The sequence below is a fragment of the Bradyrhizobium sp. BR14999 genome (genome assembly GCF_056106085.1).
This window is the reverse complement of the sequence record NZ_CM148536.1, coordinates 3596062-3612460: the sequence shown is the minus strand read 5'-3', so window position 1 is coordinate 3612460 and position 16399 is coordinate 3596062. Positions and strand designations below refer to the sequence as shown.

14 protein-coding genes and 2 pseudogenes are annotated in these 16399 nt (G+C 61.6%); 9 read left to right on the top strand and 7 right to left on the bottom strand.

All coding sequences use genetic code 11. The annotated features are described in order from the left end of the window. Positions 1-90: 90 nt before the first annotated feature. On the bottom strand, positions 91-909 hold the full coding sequence (locus ACR9YP_RS16620; RefSeq protein WP_474221068.1) for a Crp/Fnr family transcriptional regulator: 819 nt from the start codon (positions 907-909) through the stop codon (positions 91-93). A gap of 207 nt (positions 910-1116) precedes the next feature. Beyond that, a pseudogene (locus ACR9YP_RS16615) lies at positions 1117-1716 on the bottom strand (Crp/Fnr family transcriptional regulator); the annotation flags it as partial. Between the two features lie 458 nt (positions 1717-2174). Here ACR9YP_RS16615 and ACR9YP_RS16610 point away from each other — a divergent pair. Then, a pseudogene (locus tag ACR9YP_RS16610) lies at positions 2175-3278 on the top strand (S41 family peptidase); the annotation flags it as partial. A 52-nt stretch (positions 3279-3330) separates the two neighbouring features. Then, a complete protein-coding gene (locus ACR9YP_RS16605; protein WP_474221225.1) occupies positions 3331-3486 on the top strand; it encodes a hypothetical protein in 156 nt (51 codons plus the stop codon). A gap of 125 nt (positions 3487-3611) precedes the next feature. Here the strand turns inward: ACR9YP_RS16605 and ACR9YP_RS16600 are convergent, their stop codons facing one another. Then, positions 3612-5375: a Rieske (2Fe-2S) protein gene (locus tag ACR9YP_RS16600; protein ID WP_474220440.1), complete on the bottom strand. Its 1764-nt coding sequence runs from the start codon at positions 5373-5375 to the stop codon at positions 3612-3614. Positions 5376-5664: 289 nt separating this feature from the next. Continuing rightward, positions 5665-6303, bottom strand: a complete 639-nt coding sequence (locus ACR9YP_RS16595) for a DedA family protein (RefSeq protein WP_474220439.1) — start codon at positions 6301-6303, stop codon at positions 5665-5667. A gap of 157 nt (positions 6304-6460) precedes the next feature. Between ACR9YP_RS16595 and ACR9YP_RS16590 the strand changes: the two genes are divergently transcribed. The 6 genes from ACR9YP_RS16590 to ACR9YP_RS16565 all read left to right on the top strand — a co-directional run bounded on the left by ACR9YP_RS16590 (position 6461) and on the right by ACR9YP_RS16565 (position 12717). Beyond that, on the top strand, positions 6461-7213 hold the full coding sequence (locus tag ACR9YP_RS16590) for a cupin domain-containing protein (protein WP_474220438.1): 753 nt from the start codon (positions 6461-6463) through the stop codon (positions 7211-7213). 362 nt (positions 7214-7575) lie between these two features. Beyond that, positions 7576-7761 (top strand): hypothetical protein, encoded by a 186-nt coding sequence (locus ACR9YP_RS16585; RefSeq protein WP_474220437.1) that lies wholly within the window; start codon positions 7576-7578, stop codon positions 7759-7761. 132 nt (positions 7762-7893) lie between these two features. Further along, on the top strand, positions 7894-8217 hold the full coding sequence (locus ACR9YP_RS16580) for a transposase (protein ID WP_474221067.1): 324 nt from the start codon (positions 7894-7896) through the stop codon (positions 8215-8217). A 376-nt stretch (positions 8218-8593) separates the two neighbouring features. Then, complete coding sequence (locus ACR9YP_RS16575; protein WP_438106494.1) at positions 8594-10324, top strand: GAF domain-containing sensor histidine kinase; 1731 nt, start codon at positions 8594-8596, stop codon at positions 10322-10324. 211 nt (positions 10325-10535) lie between these two features. Next, positions 10536-10718 (top strand): N-acyl amino acid synthase FeeM domain-containing protein, encoded by a 183-nt coding sequence (locus tag ACR9YP_RS16570; RefSeq protein WP_438106492.1) that lies wholly within the window; start codon positions 10536-10538, stop codon positions 10716-10718. Between the two features lie 799 nt (positions 10719-11517). Further along, positions 11518-12717, top strand: coding sequence for an IS256 family transposase (locus ACR9YP_RS16565; RefSeq protein WP_474220436.1), 1200 nt, complete (start codon positions 11518-11520; stop codon positions 12715-12717). A gap of 466 nt (positions 12718-13183) precedes the next feature. Here ACR9YP_RS16565 and ACR9YP_RS16560 read toward each other — a convergent pair whose 3' ends face one another. Then, complete coding sequence (locus ACR9YP_RS16560; protein WP_438106488.1) at positions 13184-13522, bottom strand: H-NS histone family protein; 339 nt, start codon at positions 13520-13522, stop codon at positions 13184-13186. A 537-nt stretch (positions 13523-14059) separates the two neighbouring features. On the opposite strand from ACR9YP_RS16560, the gene ACR9YP_RS16555 reads away from it, so the two are divergent. Beyond that, entirely contained in the window at positions 14060-14803 is a 744-nt protein-coding gene (locus ACR9YP_RS16555; protein ID WP_474220435.1) for a hypothetical protein, read from the top strand. Between the two features lie 108 nt (positions 14804-14911). Here ACR9YP_RS16555 and ACR9YP_RS16550 read toward each other — a convergent pair whose 3' ends face one another. Further along, positions 14912-15148, bottom strand: a complete 237-nt coding sequence (locus ACR9YP_RS16550; RefSeq protein ID WP_474220434.1) for a hypothetical protein — start codon at positions 15146-15148, stop codon at positions 14912-14914. Between the two features lie 276 nt (positions 15149-15424). Next, a complete protein-coding gene (locus ACR9YP_RS16545; protein WP_143035689.1) occupies positions 15425-15736 on the bottom strand; it encodes a hypothetical protein in 312 nt (103 codons plus the stop codon). Between the last annotated feature and the right edge of the window lie 663 nt (positions 15737-16399).

Below are 16399 nucleotides of genomic sequence, written 5' to 3'. Positions count from 1 at the left end.
GGAGCCAACCCGTAGGCTGGGGTGGGGTGCTAGGAAGGCCGGGGCGACACTTTGATCGGCCGAAGAGAGCCTGGACGGAGGGACCCGCTACTACCTCACCGGCGAAGCGGCCTTGATTTCAGCACGGTCTTCGCCGGCTTCACTGGAGGTGACGAAGGAGCTTTCCTGGAACCGCGCAAGGGCAAGTCGCGGCGCGGACAAGTCCTGGCAGGACATGTGATCGATCCTGCGCTGCATCAGCGCGTAGCATTCGCACGCCATGCCGTCGAGCCGCGCCCGGTCGACCTCGACGAAGCCGCGCCGGTCGGACCTGATGGCCCCCGCTGCGCGAAGCTTGCTCATCGTCAGCGTCACCGTCGTCCGCCGCACCCCGAGCAATTGTGCAAGTGCCTCCTGCGTCAGCGGAAGCACGTCGTCGGGAACGCGGTCGTGAATCTGCAGCAGCCACCGCGCCATGCGGCCTTCCACCCGATGCAGCGCGTTGCAGGCGGCCACGTGCTGGAGCTGCAACAACAGCGTGCGGGCGTGGACCTGCACCACGTGCCGGATGGCTGCGCTTCGCGCATAGGCGAGCCGGAATTTCGCGGCGGAAATCCGCGATGCGGTGCCGGCCACGCGAGCCATCGCGGTCACGGACGACCGCGATGGGCCGAGCATCGAGAGCGAGGCCAATGCGCCTTCCCGCCCCATCAACGTGGTCGCGACCGTTTGCCCGTCGGGCATGTCGACCATGAAGGCGATGGCGCCGCTATGGGGAAAATAAACCTGATCGAGCTCATCGCCCGCCCGCACCAACACGGCGTCGGGTTCGAACGAGATTTTCTGGAAGTGGGGCGTGAGCAGGTCGAGATCCGCCGGCGGCAACGCCGCCAAGAGCCTATTCCCAACGCTGGTCGGGTGCGCGGTCACTGAGTAGTCCTTCCCGGAACGAGCAACCAATGCCCCCAGTGAGACGCGCTCATCATCTTCAACATCCAGAAAGCGAGATCGGGCCGTATTCGTCGGGGTAGATCCGTCAACTTCGAGACGCATGGTCTCGCGGCATTCGCACGCCACCGCCGCGAGGCGCGATCGGTCGATCTCGATCTGGCCCCGTCGATCAGATCTGGTCGCGCCGGACGCGCGCAGATTGCGCATCAGGAGCGTCACCGTCGTTCGTCGCACGCCGAGTATTTGCGACAGCGCTTCTTGGGTGAGCGGGAGGATGTCGTGGTCGATGTGGTCGCTTAAATAGAGCAGCCAGCGTGCCATGCGAACTTGGACCGGATGCAGCGCATTGCAGGCCGCGCCGAGCTGGAACTGCGTCAGCATCGCGCTGAGGTGGGCCTGGAGCGCGTGCCGGAGCGCGGGGCTGCGGTTGAAAGCGGCGCGAAATCGGGAGGCGGGGATCTGCGAGGCGGTCCCTGCCGCGTGCACGATGGCGGTAATGGCCGAAGGTGAGGGCCCTAGCGCGGAGAGGATGCCGACTGCTCCCTCACACCCGATTGCCGCGGTGGCAACCGTCTGCCCGTTCGCCATGTCGATCATCAGCGAGATGGCGCCGCTATGAGGGAAGAAGACATGCTCGACCTCGTCACCCGCTCGCGCGAGCACCGCGTCCTGATCGAGCGCGACCGCTTCTAGCTCGGGCGCCAGCAGAGCGAAGTCCGGTGGCAGCAGTGCTGCTAGAAGCCGGTTACCACTTCCGCCGGGACGCGTCACTGCAGGGTGAGGCATCGGCCGCCTTCTCCACTCCGAGCGGCGCAGACCGGTGGCCTCAACATCTGTTCGAATCTGCCTTCTCTACTTGCACCGAGATCCAGTTCATTTGCAGACGGCTTCAACAATTGCGCTCAAATCGCTCGCAGCCACGAAGCGGATTTTCTTGCAACATCATCGGGGCTTAGATGGGAAGTGCGCTACGAAGGCACAATTGCAAAATGCGCATGGGTAACACCGTAGGCGCGGCCACATGAGTTCCAATTTCCGGAACGCGGCAAACCCTGCTGCGATGGCGGAGGCGGCCCCGCGCCTCGCGTCTCTGCAAGGGCAGCCTCTCATTCATGAGCTAGGGCTAATAAGGCTGTACGCGTGCGGGGCTCGATAGGCGAAAAGTCCGGCAAGTAGCCTCACAGTGGCAGGGATTGCTATCGTGGGTATGTCCTGACCTCAATGACCGCCTGAGCCGGCATCGCATGGCCGGCGAATGCGCCCGACAGGCGCTTCACCGCGAGATCAGACGAGCCGTCGCGTCGCCAAGTGTTGCGATGGCAGCCATGGTTACGGCATCTGCCGTGGTTGCGAAGCCCCCGAAGGCCGCGGAGGCTCTAAAGGAAGGGGCGGACAATTCCTATGTTCCCGCTGACGGCGTCTCGACATTCGAAAACGTTTGGCAGACCGTGCGTGATCGCTTTTACGATCCGCATCACAGCGGACTGGACTGGCCCGCGGTTCGGGAGAGGTATCTCCCCGACGTTCGGCGGGCAACCTCCCAAAGCTCCCTGGCGCGCGTCATCAATACGATGCTGTCTGAGTTGCACGCTTCGCACACGCGTTTCTATACTCCGGATGACCCGGAATATTATCAACTTGCAGATATTTTTTCCGGCGCACTGCGACGCCGGGGACTGCAGCGTGCGTTTCCGGACGGCCGCATTTCGTACCCTGGCATCGGTATCATTTCACGTTCCGAGGCGACTGGTTGTAACACGATCATTGGCGTGATCGATGGAACTCCGGCTCAGCAGGCGGGCCTCCGCGCGGGTGACGAAATAACTGCGGCTGACGGCATGGCATTTGAGCCGGTCGCGTCATTCCGTGGGAAGGTGGGCAAACCGGTTATCTTGGAGGTGCATCGGGGTGCTTCGGTGGTGCAAATCCCGGTCAGGCCGGTCGACCTCGAGCCCACGAAAATGTTCTTGCATGGGTTGGAGTCCAGTGCTCGCGTCATCGAGTCCAACGGACGGCGCATCGGCTATGTCCATGTTTGGTGCTATGCCGGCTACGTCTATCAACGCGCCCTTGAACGCCTGCTGTCTCAAGGCGCGCTAAAAGACGCGGATGCGTTGATCTGGGATTTGCGCGATGGCTGGGGCGGCGCGCAACCCGAATATCTCGACCTGTTCAACGCCCGGGGGCCAACAATGCAGGTCACCGACCGAAGCGGTACTAGCGAATTCGTGAATGTGAAGTGGCGCAAGCCCGTTGCGATGCTCATCATCCACGGCGGTACGCGCAGCGGCAAGGAGGTCCTTGCCTATGGCTTCAAAAAGTACCGGTCGGGCGAGCTCATTCGGCACCCGGACAGAGGGCGCGGTCCTTGCCGCCACCGCGTTTCTCATCGGAAGCGGCTTGCTGCTGCTCGCAGTCGAAGATGTCCGGGTCGATGGCGAGCGCCTGGAAGGCGTGGGCGTGACGCCGACGATCGAGGTCCAGGCAGGCGGAGCCTCCGCCGGGTCGGAAGACCCCCAACTGAGCCGTGCTGTCGCGATTCTGTCCGAGACCTGATCCGGGCGTCATACTTACTTGCAAAGCAGGGCCAGCGCAAAAATGGTAATTGGAAGCGCGTGTCGGACGCAGGCCTTTGTCGCTTCAGATCGCCCTCAGCGCGTATTCAGAACGATCCAGCCTCTTCATGCAGCTCGCCACCTCGCATCAAGCGGCGGGCGATTTCGGCTGTCTGCAGGGACGCGCGTTCGGTCGGCGAATGCGCCGCGAGATAGCGGGCAACCGCGATGAGGATGTGCCGCCCCGCGTCTGTGTCGCCCCACGCGCCGAATTGCCGGACTCCCGCCTCCAGCAATCTGATACGCATGAAAGCCGGCATCTTCGCGCAGCACCGCATGCGCGAGCGTGGCGATCAGCGCCCGCGGCGAATGACCGAGCGTGAGATGCCGTGCCACCAGGCGTGCGGCAAGATCGACCTGTCGCTGCCGGTCGAAGGCGTCGAGCAAGGTGGCGCGGATCGTCTCTGGCTCCGCGGGCAGTTCATCGAGCTGCTCGCCGCCGTCGCTCGGGATGCGGGCCGGCGGCACATTGAGATAGCGAGCAAGGTAGAGCGCCATCGCCCCGTGCAATACGCTCCGGACGGCCGCGCCGTGCGCGTCGATGTTGGTGGTCCCGATGCGCGTCAGCATCTGGTGGACCGCGTTGGCGTAGGTGAAGACGTGATGCGCCGTCTCCCAATCGGCGTGCTCGTTGGCATTGCCAAAGCGCGCCACCCTGAGCGCTGCCGCATACGCGAGGGATTGGCCAAGGTCAGCAGGACCGGCACCGGCGCGGATCGCCCCCTTGAGCGCGTCAACGATCCTGGCCGGATCGTCACCGAGGAGCTCTTGGGCCAGTGCGGCGTGGCCCGACCAGGCACGCGCACCGCGTCCGGCAGCGAACAGGTCCGCAAGTTCGCTGGTGGATTCCTCACACAACAGAACAAGGTCAACGGGCTGGCGCCAGGCCGTGGATTCCTCGGCGCCACGGGCCGCCACCATCTGACCGACGACTGCCGGCAGCAGAGCCGCCGCGTGTTGCCAACCGATCAGGTCGAGGCATTCGAATGCCTTGTTGATGAAGTCAAGCGAGTGCCCGGTGTCGGCGAACGCCCGGTCGGTCGCAGCGGCGAGCAGGGCCTCGGCGAGTTCAGCCGGGGAGAAGCCGGCCGCAATCGCCGTGAGCAACGTGCGCTCGGCGGCCTCACGATGGCGCACGTTTGTCCAACGCCGCAGCCAGCGCTTGAGCGCGGCCGGATCCGGCCGGCTGTCCAGCGGCGCGCGTTCCCGCCGCGGTGCCTCGCCGTCGCAGTCCGCCGCCACGCGGCGCGCGCCGTGAAATAGCGCGAGATAGGCGTCCTCCTCCGGCAGCACAGGCAGGAGATTGGCGAGTGCCGTAAGGATCGTAAGACCGACGCCCCAGCCGTCGCGGTTTTGCGCCCCGAACAGCGCCACCTGCCGGACGATTTCGGCCTGCGATACGCCGGCGGCGAGCTGACCATGCACGGCCTTGGCGATGACGAGGCCGAGGTCGTGGGCGAGGCCGTCCGCAAGCCGCTGACGCCAGTGCCCGGCGGGATCGGCCTGAGTGAACGTGGTCTTCACCCAGACGTCACCATTGCGCACCTCCACCGGGCAGATCGGCACGTCGTCCGCCCATAGGTCGAAGGTGCAGCCGCTTTCGAGATCGAAGCGAGCGTGGTGCCAGTGACAGGTCAGGATGCCGTCCTCGATGCTGCCGCGCTCGAGGGGAAAGCCCATGTGCGGGCACCGATTGTCGAGGGCGAAGACACGCCCGCGGTCGTAGATGACGAGGATCGGACGATGGCCACCGTGCACAACGAGCCGCCCCTTGATCTTCAGCTCCTCAAGGCTGCCCGCCAGCGCAAATTCCTTGCTAGGCGCGTCCATAAGCATACCTCCCATTGTCGCTTTGGGGGCGCTGCAGGTCCTCCACAACATAGGCATCGTCACGCGCCAAGGCGAGAGGATGCCGTAGTTTAGGGCTGCGCCAAAGGAACCGCACCGGATCATCAAGTGGTACGGAACGGAGGTACAGCTCGATCGCGTTCGGCTGTTTCGACACAAGCGTGCGACTTGCCTAAATCGCCTGCCGATCCAACCAGCGCTGGGGCGCGCACCGACAAATTGATCATGTCCACTCAGCCACCAACAAAGGATGTCCGTTTCGATTTGTGCACTAGCCATCCGGCAGTGCGCGCTGAGCCTGACGAAGAATCACAATTTCATATCGCCGCACGATGATCGAAAGCGCAGATCCCGCGCCAATAAACAATCCCAGTGACACGAGGCTCAGCGTCTCAGAAATCTTGTAGATTTCGGTTCCGACAGCGTGGGCACCGAAGCCGAAGACACACGCCCAGCAGATGCCCCCGGTGACGTTGAAGAGGAAAAAGCGACCCGCCGGCATGCCATTTGCGCCGGCAAGCAAAGCCGCAAACATGCGCAGCACCGCGACAAAGCGACCAAAAAACACGACTGCGCTGCCATAGCGAAAGAACAGGTATCGACCGATCAGCAACCGGTTTTCATCCAGACGAATGTATCGCCCGTATTTGCGAAAAAGCGGCATTCCGAAGCGGCGCCCGACCGTGTATCCGATTCCGTCTCCGATGATTGCGCCTGCAGCGGCCGCGGCGACCACGACAACGATGTCGATCTGATTGGTAGCGGCGGCCAGGAGAGCGGCCGCAACAAGGATAGTCTCGCCGGGGAGGGGCACGCCAGCGCTTTCTAGCGCAACGACCACGGAAATGATCCAGGGTCCATGGACCTGGATCAAACGAATCAGAGAGCTCGAGATAGAGGCAAAGTCCATCTTCTAAGACTGCCCGCTGCAGTTTCCTCCACTTCACCCCGACCGCACGAATTTCGCTCGGCGTTGCTCGCTGTCTCCCGCCAAGTGCCCTGCCATTCCAAGTGGCGCTGGGAGAGCGTATCATGCTCCGATGATCCGCTGAACCTGGGAGGCAATCATGCAGTTCAGGACAACCGGACTATTGTTGCTGGGCGCGATGGCGCTTCCCGCCTCCGGGACCGCACAAACCCCCGCCGCTCCTCCGGCAATAACACGAACAGTGATCGCAGCAACCAAACTGCCGATCGTCACCAACCTGCCGGTCCATTTCAAGGCGGTGAGCGTCACCCTGCAGCCGGACGAGGGGAGTAGCGTCGCGGCGGCCAGCGGCATCCTCTATCAGATGTCAGGATCGACCGAGATCGTGCTCGGTGGCGAGGTCAAAATGCTCAATGCCGGAGAAGGGCTGTTCATCGCCGACGGAAAGGCCGCCGCGCTGACGGCAGGCAGTGGGACGCCGTCAATATTTCTCCACTTCTTTCTCGTCCCCGCTGGAGAATTGGGTCGGCCTGCCGAGACGGCACCTGCCGTCGTAAGAGAATTGTACCGCACGGCGAGCCCGATCCCCAACCTGAACCCAGGTAATTATGATCTCAATCTCACGCGGGTCACATTTCCGGCGCAGATGCCTTCCAACCCGCCCCACCATCGGTCAGGCGCAGCTCTATACTTCATACTCTCAGGCACCGGGGCCAACACGGTCGACGGCAAAACAGAAGCAAGGGGACCGGGGTCCTTGATCTATGAACCGCACGACCTCGTGCACCAATGGGGAAACCCAGGCGATGAGCCGTTGACATTCCTGGTCTTCAACATCAATCCGGAAGGTGTGGTAGCCGTGCTTCCGGGTGCACCAGTGAAGACCCAATAGACAACGGCGAGCGGCCTGCAGCAGAAACTCCCTGACTTCATCAAGAGCGAATGGCTGCTCGATCAAATGGGTGATGGGCACGCACTACACCGCTGTACTCGCCTGCAACGCGCCCACCGTGAGCCGGAGTTGGGTGACTTGTCCGGAGCACAAGAACGATCGAGCCGATGCCGCGAATGCGTGCCGAACCACGATCCGTTTGTTGCCCTAGGGTACGTCAGCCCGGCCGGTCCTTGGTGGCGGCTTAGGCGGGCATCACATCTTCGCTAGGCAATCGGGCGACCACGTGTGGCGATCCGGGAATCTTATCTGATTGCGAAGCGTTTCGACGGGTGGAGCAGAGCAATTTCGACAGTTACCAGATGCTGCGCATCGACGAGGCACCGGCCGTCGAGGTTCACATCATCCAGAGTAACGAAGAGCCTGGCGGCATCGGTGAGCCCGGCACGTTCGGCATCGCTCCCGCCGTCGCCAACGCAATCTTCGCGGCGAGTGGCAAGCGGCTCCGCAAATTGCCGATCGTCCCCGAAGTCCTACGGCGGGCATGACGACAACGGACGGACAACGCCTCGACCTCGCCGTATCCGTCCGCCGGAGACCACCTTGCCGAATGAGGCGCGGTATTGAGAACTGTCCTTTTGGACGGTGATAAGTTCAGCACCCAAGTCGGTCGGCTCGATGTGGTTGAGAGGGGTCGGCATCGACGCTGGTCCGAGGACGAGAACATCAAGATCGTTCTGGAGAGCTTGCAAGCCCCACGCCAGATTACGGCGACCGCGCGACGATATGGCATTTCGCGCTCGTTGCTGCTCCGATGGCGACAGTTGTTTCGCGCCGAGAGGAATGCGACCGAGCAACTGATCGCTTTGACCCGTGCGTCTCAGAAGGGCCCAAGTGCAGACGCGCCTGCATGGGTCAGGGTCGTCACCGCATTTTCGGTGACGGCTCGGAGAATCAGGCTGTGGGGGTTGGGTTCAACGTCGCGCGCGATGACCTCGGAATAACGGGGCGTCCCGTTCCGCCGAGCTTCTCAAGACGGGTCTCGACGTTGAGCATTGGAACCTGCTCAGGATCAAAGCCCGCAAGCTGAACCAGCCTGCACGCCCTTTCTCGCGGGACATCCTGTTCGAAGCTATGATAAGCTGGTTTCGGCGCGCCTTGGCCGGACGAAGATCGGCGTCCCTCTCAGCGGCTTTGCCTGACGGCGGAGTCCAGCAATTTGTCCGTCTTTTCGGTTCGGCGCTGATGGCGATAGTGGCTTCCAGGTCCAGCGGGCATGTCGAGCAAGACTTCTGCCCGAAATGCTTGGGCGCGCCGATGGCAAGCGAAAGGCTATCCTGGCCGCGTTGTCCGCGGCGGACCACTCGGTGAGGTCAATCGTTGCTCTACAACTCTATCCAAGTACCTTCTGAAATCATCCATAAATGGCAAGAGGTCGTGGACGTGCTTGCCGAGATCATGCACGTTCCTTCTGCTTTGATCATGCGAGTAGAGCCGCCCAACATCAAAGTTTTCGTATCCAGCGAGTCCAAAGGGAACCCCTACGAACCGGACGAGCTCGCACCCCTTAACACGGGGCTTTATTGCGAAACCGTGATGAAGACGTGCCAACCTCTGCTCGTTCCAGACGCCCTTCGCGACGAAGTTTGGAAATCAAACCCTGACATCAAGCTGGGGATGATTTCCTACCTTGGCGTACCGATCAGTTGGCCCGATGGCGAGGTATTCGGAACGATTTGCGTTCTCGACAACAAAAGGAACGAGTACAGCAAGCCCTACCTCAGACTGCTGCATCAGTTGCGCGACGCGGTGCAGATTGATTTGCAAAGGTTAGCGGCGCAGCACAGACAGCTCGAAGAACGGGAGACGAAAATCCGGCGTCTGGTCGACGCCAACATCATCGGGATCTACATCTGGGAGCTCGATGGTCGGCTCCTTGAGGCCAATGATACGTTTCTCCGTCTGGTGGGATACGATCGCGAGGATCTCATCTCGGGTCTTGTGCGTTGGACGGACCTCACGCCGCTGGAATGGCGCGATCGCACCGCACGCGCCCAGGAAGAATTAAAGAGAACTGGCGCGGTGCAACCCTTTGAGAAGGAGTACCTTCGCAAGGACGGCAGCCGCGTGCCCGTGCTGATCGGCTCGGCGGCGTTCGATGAACAGCGAGACCAAGGCGTCGCGTTCGTGCTCGATCTGACCGAGCGCAAGCGGGCGGAAGCGGAAGCCCGCGAAAACGAGCGGCGCTACCGCGAAGCGCTGATGGAGCTCGCGCACGTCAATCGCGTCACGACAATGGGCCAACTGACGGCTTCGATTTCACATGAAATGAAGCAGCCGATCGGGGCGGTTGTCGCCAACGCAGAGGCCGGGTTGAACTGGCTTGATGCTCAGCCGCCAGAACTGAATCGGGTCCGACAGACGCTTGGTTGGATAATAAATGATGGCCTGCGAGCCGGCGAGATCATTGGTCGGATCCAGGGGCTTATCAAGAAGGCGCCTCCGCGGCGAGAGGAAATAGAGATCAACGCGGCAGTGCTTGAGGTCATAGCTCTGACCCATGGTGAAGTGGTGAAGAACGGCGTCTCGGTGCGGACGCACCTCGCGGACGGCTTGCCGCTCATTCGAGTAGATCGGGTCCAACTGCAACAAGTGGTCCTCAACTTGATCATCAACGCCGTCGAAGCGATGAGCGCCGTCCGCGAGGAGCCGCGTGAGTTGCTGATCAGCACTGGCAGAGATGCCCTGAATGGCGTGCTCGTCAGCTTGCGAGATTCGGGGCCGGGGCTGGATCCGGCGAGCCTTGAGCAAGTCTTCGACCCATTCTACACGACCAAGCCCAGTGGCATGGGCATGGGATTATCAATTTGCCGTTCGATCGTCGAAGCGCACGGGGGACGGATTTGGGCGAGCGCGCATGAAACTCGAGGCGCGGTCTTTCAATTCAGCCTGCCTCTAGAGCGAGACGAGACCATTTCCGCTGAATACGCCGGCCAATGCCGGCGGCCTGAGAAAGCGGATACGGAGAGCGAAAACGAGAGCCCGTTCTCCGCGAAGGCAGATGTCTCTACCGAGATCGGCCGCCACGCGCTGGAGCACGCTGCGCGATAGAGTTAGGCCAGCAACGTTCGGCTCAGGTCAATGCCATGCTTTGCGGAAACTTTGAACGCCGCGCGGTGCCGAGCCCGATCAGGAAGGTCGCGGCGATGCCGACTGCGCGCCAGCACACGTGATGGTGAAAGCTCCGGGACTTCGTGACCTCGTCGGCCCGATTCGAGGGGTTGTAGGTTTCCCCGGGAGCAGCCCTTGGCAAAGTTCGCGCGTGCCTTTGGCGAAGCACCGGCTATCGCTTTCACGGCCTCGACGATCGACGCAAGACTGGCGGCTGCGCTACCGGGTCTATCTGGACGCCGGCCTGATCGAGCCGTCGGAGAGCGGGATGGTCAGCGACCAGTACGAGGACGCCCCCAACGCCTGGACATTCGGCATCCACGGTGCGTATTGATCCTCGCTGATCCCATGATGAAGCAAACGATGCCCCGGCCGCGTTGAGAATCCGCCGTCTTGAAGGTGACGGTGCCGAGATCTTCGACCAGGTGTGCCTCAGGAGCTCGAATCGTCGCGATGCAGGCCGACAGTCCGTACCGGGCGGGGGCCGGTAGGAAGGCGTGGACGTCTTGGACGTGCAAGCGGACTGTCTCGCCACCGCATGGATGCGCGAGGCACACAGACGCTCGCCCATGACGTCCGAGGAATTCAACGGCTCGCCGGCCAGATATCTCTCTTTGACGAGGTTCACACTCACGGCGCCACCTCCGCTGATTTAGAAACTCGTCAAGGGCGACCGAGGAACAGGACGGAAGGCAGGCCGAATGGAGGGGAATTCACCTGTATGCGCCCCGATCCAGCTGTCAGATGGGAATTTTCCAGGGCGCGCGGCGCAGCCCCGAAAGATAATCGATATGGCGCAGGACCGCATCCTGCGATTGGAGGCTGGCGAGCTATCTAGCGGGGATGTCGACACTTCGCGGCAGAATGTCGAGACCGAGCGCGCGATCATTGCGTCGCTGGGCCTAAAAGGTCGTCGATTTAGGCAACGTCGGGGGAAGAGATCGTCGATGCGATCGTTCCCATAACCTGGTGAAAAATAATGGGCCGGGGTCGTGTCCCCTGTGATGGTGTAGCTCGGTAGAGCAAAGCCGTCCGTACGAGCGCCCTCCAATAGCGCCGTAGCGGACGGGCGGCTTTGCGGTGGTCACCGGCGATTCGGGTTGCTGACACCAACCTGATTCGAGGAACCACCGATGACCGACGAGATGATGAACCTGCGGACGCTCGTGGAGAAGACCCCTGATGCGGATCTGCTGCGCGAGATGATCGGCTTTGCCGCCCAGCGCCTGATGGAGCTGGAAGTCGAAGGCCAGACCGGGGCCGCCTATGGCGAGAAGAGCCCCGAACGCCTGGCCCAGCGCAACGGCTACCGCGACCGGACCTGGGAGACCCGCGCCGGGACGGTCGAACTGCGCATCCCCAAGCTGCGCAAAGGCTCCTACTTCCCCGGCTTCCTGGAGCCCCGCCGCATGGCCGAGAAGGCGCTCACCGCCGTGGTGCAGGAAGCCTATGTGCAGGGCGTCTCGACCCGTTCGGTTGACGATCTCGTGCAGGCCATGGGCATGAGCGGCATCTCCAACAGCCAGGTGAGCCGGCTGTGCGGTGAGATCGACGACAAGGTGAAGGCGTTCCTCGCCCGTCCGATCGAGGGCGACTGGCCGTATCTGTGGATCGACGCCACCTACGTGAAGGTACGCCAGCAGGGCCGCATCGTGTCGGTCGCGGTGATTGTCGCGGTCGGCGTCAACAGTGACGGCCGGCGCGAAGTTCTCGGAATGGATATTGGTCCCTCCGAAGCCGAGACGTTCTGGACGGCATTCCTGCGCAAGCTTGCCCGCCGTCGCCTGCGTGGTGTCAAGCCGGTCGTGTCCGACGCCCACGAGGGCATCAAGGCCACTGTCGCCAAGGTGCTCAATGCCAGTTGGCAGCGCTGCCGTGTGCACTTCATGCGCAACGCGCTCGCGCTTGCCGGCAAGAGCGGCCGGCGCGTCGTCTCCGCCTTCATCGCCACCGCGTTCGCCCAGGATGATGCCGAGGCCGCACGAGCGCAGTGGCGCAAGGTCGCCGACCAGCTCCGCCCCAAGCTCCCCAAGCTTGCCGCCTTCCTCGACGAAGCAGAGACTGATGTACTCGCCTACATGACCTTCCCGCCCCAGCATCGGACCAAGCTGCACTCGACCAACCCGATCGAGCGCCTCAACGGCGAGATCAAGCGGCGCACCGAGGTGGTCGGCATCTTCCCCAATGAGGATGCCATCGTCCGCCTCGTCGGCGCGATCCTGCTTGAGCAGAACGATGAGTGGGCCGTCCAGCGCGCCCGCTACATGACGCTGGAAACCATCGCCCCATTGAGCGATGATCCCGCCGTCAGCTTCCCGGCAATCGCCAGCTGACCTGCCCGGCTCCCGCCGGTGAACGCGGTGTCCCACCGCCAGCTACACCACGCCCGGGGACACGATCATGGGCCGGGCTCTTGGCGCAGTTCAAGTAGATCGCACGCTCCGCCCTGGTTGACCGAATTCTGGGCCTAGATCTGTCGCGTAGAAATTGATTATTGATGCCTGCTTAAATCGTCTCAACTACGTTGTAGGCAGCGGTGGGACGATGCAAACCCATTGAGAATGGTCACCTCACGTGGCGACGATCTCAGAAGGCAAATCCTGATAGGCTCGCACGCGGCGTTTGAGCAAGACGTTCCACCGCCACGCAAGCCGTGGATGAGTGAAGATCGCCGGATCGGCCCGTTCGATGCTGCCGCGCTGGCCCGTGTTCTTTCAGTCGATCGATAAGCCAAGCGGATGACAGACAAGGAAAGGATGTGCGTTGGCCTTGTTCCCAACGCGATCGCGACCGCAGCGCTCAATTTGTCTGCCGCTTTTGAACCGAAGCCTGGTCGATTAGGAAGTCGTCCAACTTCCCGCCGCCTCGAAGCTGCGGCCGCAGCCACCGAGGCAGCCTGCCGCGACCCGACCATGTCTCCGCCGGGTTCTTCGGGTTGCGATATTTGGGACGAACGGGCGGGTATGGGCGGCGCTTACGATCGAACCGTGTGGCCTCGTTGGCCAGTCCAATCTTGTGGAGCCGTTCCTCCAAGCGTGCTTTTTGTACTAGGAGTTTCTGAGTGAGGCTGGTGGCGACCTGTTGGTGAAGTGTCCAGAGCTCGTCAAGGGAGAGCGAATTGAAGTGCTCGGTGTTCATGGCTTGATCCGAATTCTTGGGAGAAGGCCCTGGCAGACAAGTCGGGAATGACGGAGCAGGCAAGACGTCAGTTAAACATTGGTCGTGCAATCCACATTTAAATGCGGGAGGTAGCGGCGAGAAAGGCACGACGGCGGTAATATCATGGCGGAGCATTTAATTTGGTGCGGAGGGGCAATCCTCGCTGAGGGGCCCGCAGACCGGTATCGTGACATCCACAAGCTTACCGCCCGACCAGTTGCGCTTTCGCATTGCCTTGCCGGCGCGGAGATGAGCGCAAACATTGCCGCAGCGACGGCGATCGAACGGACGCCTGCGTCGCGGAGCGCGAGCGGGATCGATGCGCGGCGAAACGCAGGTGGCTCGATTTAATTGAGCGCGCTGCCGCGTGTTGGCAACCCAGGAGTGCTGGCGGGCTTATTAATTCGGATGGCCAGCGCACAATTAATTCATCACGCAGCCAGATTTAAGCCGCATGGGGGCCCATGTCGCCGCCAAGGCTCGTGCCGGATGGGGGCGCAACACCGGGAGTTTTCTATGTCCGGTCATTTGCGATTTTACTTCGCCAGTTTGGTCCTTGTTGGAGTTCTTTCAGGGACACCTGCGTTCTCGAACCCTTTTGCCGAGTTGTTCAATATCACCCCCCGCGAACCCGCTCCAACCTCTCCGGCGCAACCGGAATGCTTGGGGCGCCCCGGCAACTCGCCCCCCGACGGCCAGCATTGGGTCTATCGAATGGACGGTCACCGCAAATGCTGGTCTCTGGCCGAGGGGCTCGCGACGGTGAAGAAGCCAATTCGTCGCCGCGCGGCCAAAGATCAAGTTGCCAGTTTGGACGACGAAACGGTACGGCGCAGCCGGAGCGCGGTCGTTGATGCGCGCGCGGAGTTGCTGCGCTCCGCACCGGCCGAGGGGTCTCAGCCGCCTCTACCCGAAATCAAGGTAGCTGATGGCGCTTCCGAACTCGGTACGGTCCCCGCCCCGACGTCGGCGGCGCCCATCCCGGAGCTTCACAGCCGCCTTCTCACGCCCGAACACTCCATGCCTAGCCAAGTCGATGTTGAGCAGCTTCTCGCGGTCGCGCCGGTGGCCAACGATGCGGTGCCTTCGCCCGATCCACCGGCTATGGTGATCGGCTTGCGGATTGGGGAGGCGCGCGACGAGGCGCGGAGCTGGACGGCAACTTGGTTAGGCGTGCTGCTGATGACGCTGGGGAGCCTCTCCGTCTTAAGCTCGAGCCGCACGCTTCGGCAAGCGGTAAGATTAGGGCCCCTGAGGTAGCGCGATACACTAGGCAGGGTACCTGACGCGCCGCCACGCGATCGATGAGCTCTAACGCTGGTAGAGCCGAATTGCCACACGTACAAAGGTTCCGCGCGGCGTCTGGACCTAGACCAGTTTGGCACTGCCTGAGACGGACATTCGATTACGATGACGGTCCCCCTTTTGGTTGGGACGGCCATCATGCGGTACAAAGTGTTCGTGGTCGACAGCAGCCGGCGAGTGATCTGCGCCGCGAAGCTTGACTGCATTGACGAGCAGGCGGCGAGACGTCGAGCCGAGCAAATGTATGGCGAGCACGACGTCGAGCTTTGGGAAGGCGATCGGCTTGTTGCCGTTTTTCAAGGTGCAACGTCGAACGGAAATCCGTGCGACCGCTTTGTCCTGAATAGACGGCCGATCTCGCCGCCGAGTTAAATTAGTTCACGGCTCTTGCTCTGCTGCTCGCTTTGGCACGCCGCCTTTTGCCGAGTGTTCTCGCTTCTACATGCCGGAGTCTTACTTAGAAGCGTCTCCACTGCTCTAAGCTCCGCCACAAGCGCTTGGTGTCGTTTACTCAGAACAGCACAAGCATAAATCTCACGCGTACTGGACATCAGGTGCCTCAGAAAATGACTTGAACTAAGAAGTCGACGAAAAGAGAAAGGCCGAGCTGTGATCGCGCACTGCAAACGCTTCGGAGCTCAGGGACACCAGCAATACGACAGCACCGCCGAGAACACGGACGATCATTCTGGTCGTTTCCTCATCTGGTGGCTTTCGCCGCAGGAAGCCTGAATCGCGTCGAGCACGCAAATTAACAGTCGTGGTTGGTGCAAGGTGTTGCGCGACTGTTGCGTTCGTGCGTCGTCCGACGGGCAGCGAACCAATCGGCGCCCGCGATGCGCCACCCGAATGATTTACATAGGCAAATGCAGACTGATGGGTGGTCATCGATCGCGGATCGAGGCACGACGATGCGGTCGCATAGTCTTTGGCATGCCCCAGTGGGGATCGCGAATCAAATAATAGCGTCCATAGGTCGGAAGCCGACGATTTTAATCCGAGCAGGATTCGAGCCCCGGAATAATATCGCTGAGCTCCGTAAGATACCGGTATGGTCCGGCACGGGTGGCGCAAGAGGCCCCTTGCTGTTGATTTTGATGCATTAATCATTAAATGCGAACGCGCAAATAAACAAATGGACGAGTACAATGGTTTAATTTAGCTTTAAATTTAATCCGGAGTCGAATGATCGTGATCGCTCCTGATCACGGAAATCGCTCCTGGAGCGGAGGAATACTGCAAATCGATAATTGCAAACGTGGGCGGACCAGGACCGCCCCCGAATGGGCAGGGGATACAGTTCTAAATCTTTTCCCGTAACTCGGCGGCAGTTGGCCAGATCGTCGCTCATGGGCGGACAAGTCATTCGTCCCAGCGAACGCCGTTGCGTGAATTGATTTTGCGCTGACGCTCTCTACTCTGCAGCGAGGGCTATGAATGAAGCGCGCACGTTTTGTGTGGGAGTTCCAGACAATATTCAGCCGGGCTCGAATTGAAGCCGGTCTTCAGGCGATTTCGAATTCGTCTCCGTCAGCGTACGATCCTCCAATC

Bases quoted from the DNA above. Each gene is read 5' to 3' on its own strand.
- ACR9YP_RS16600 (WP_474220440.1), bottom strand. From the start codon at position 5,375: ATGGACGCGCCTAGCAAGGAATTTGCGCTGGCGGGCAGCCTTGAGGAG.
- ACR9YP_RS16595 (WP_474220439.1), bottom strand. From the start codon at position 6,303: ATGGACTTTGCCTCTATCTCGAGCTCTCTGATTCGTTTGATCCAGGTC.
- ACR9YP_RS16590 (WP_474220438.1), top strand. From the start codon at position 6,461: ATGCAGTTCAGGACAACCGGACTATTGTTGCTGGGCGCGATGGCGCTT.
- ACR9YP_RS16585 (WP_474220437.1), top strand. From the start codon at position 7,576: ATGCTGCGCATCGACGAGGCACCGGCCGTCGAGGTTCACATCATCCAG.
- ACR9YP_RS16565 (WP_474220436.1), top strand. From the start codon at position 11,518: ATGACCGACGAGATGATGAACCTGCGGACGCTCGTGGAGAAGACCCCT.
- ACR9YP_RS16560 (WP_438106488.1), bottom strand. From the start codon at position 13,522: ATGAACACCGAGCACTTCAATTCGCTCTCCCTTGACGAGCTCTGGACA.
- ACR9YP_RS16555 (WP_474220435.1), top strand. From the start codon at position 14,060: ATGTCCGGTCATTTGCGATTTTACTTCGCCAGTTTGGTCCTTGTTGGA.
- ACR9YP_RS16545 (WP_143035689.1), bottom strand. From the start codon at position 15,736: ATGACCACCCATCAGTCTGCATTTGCCTATGTAAATCATTCGGGTGGC.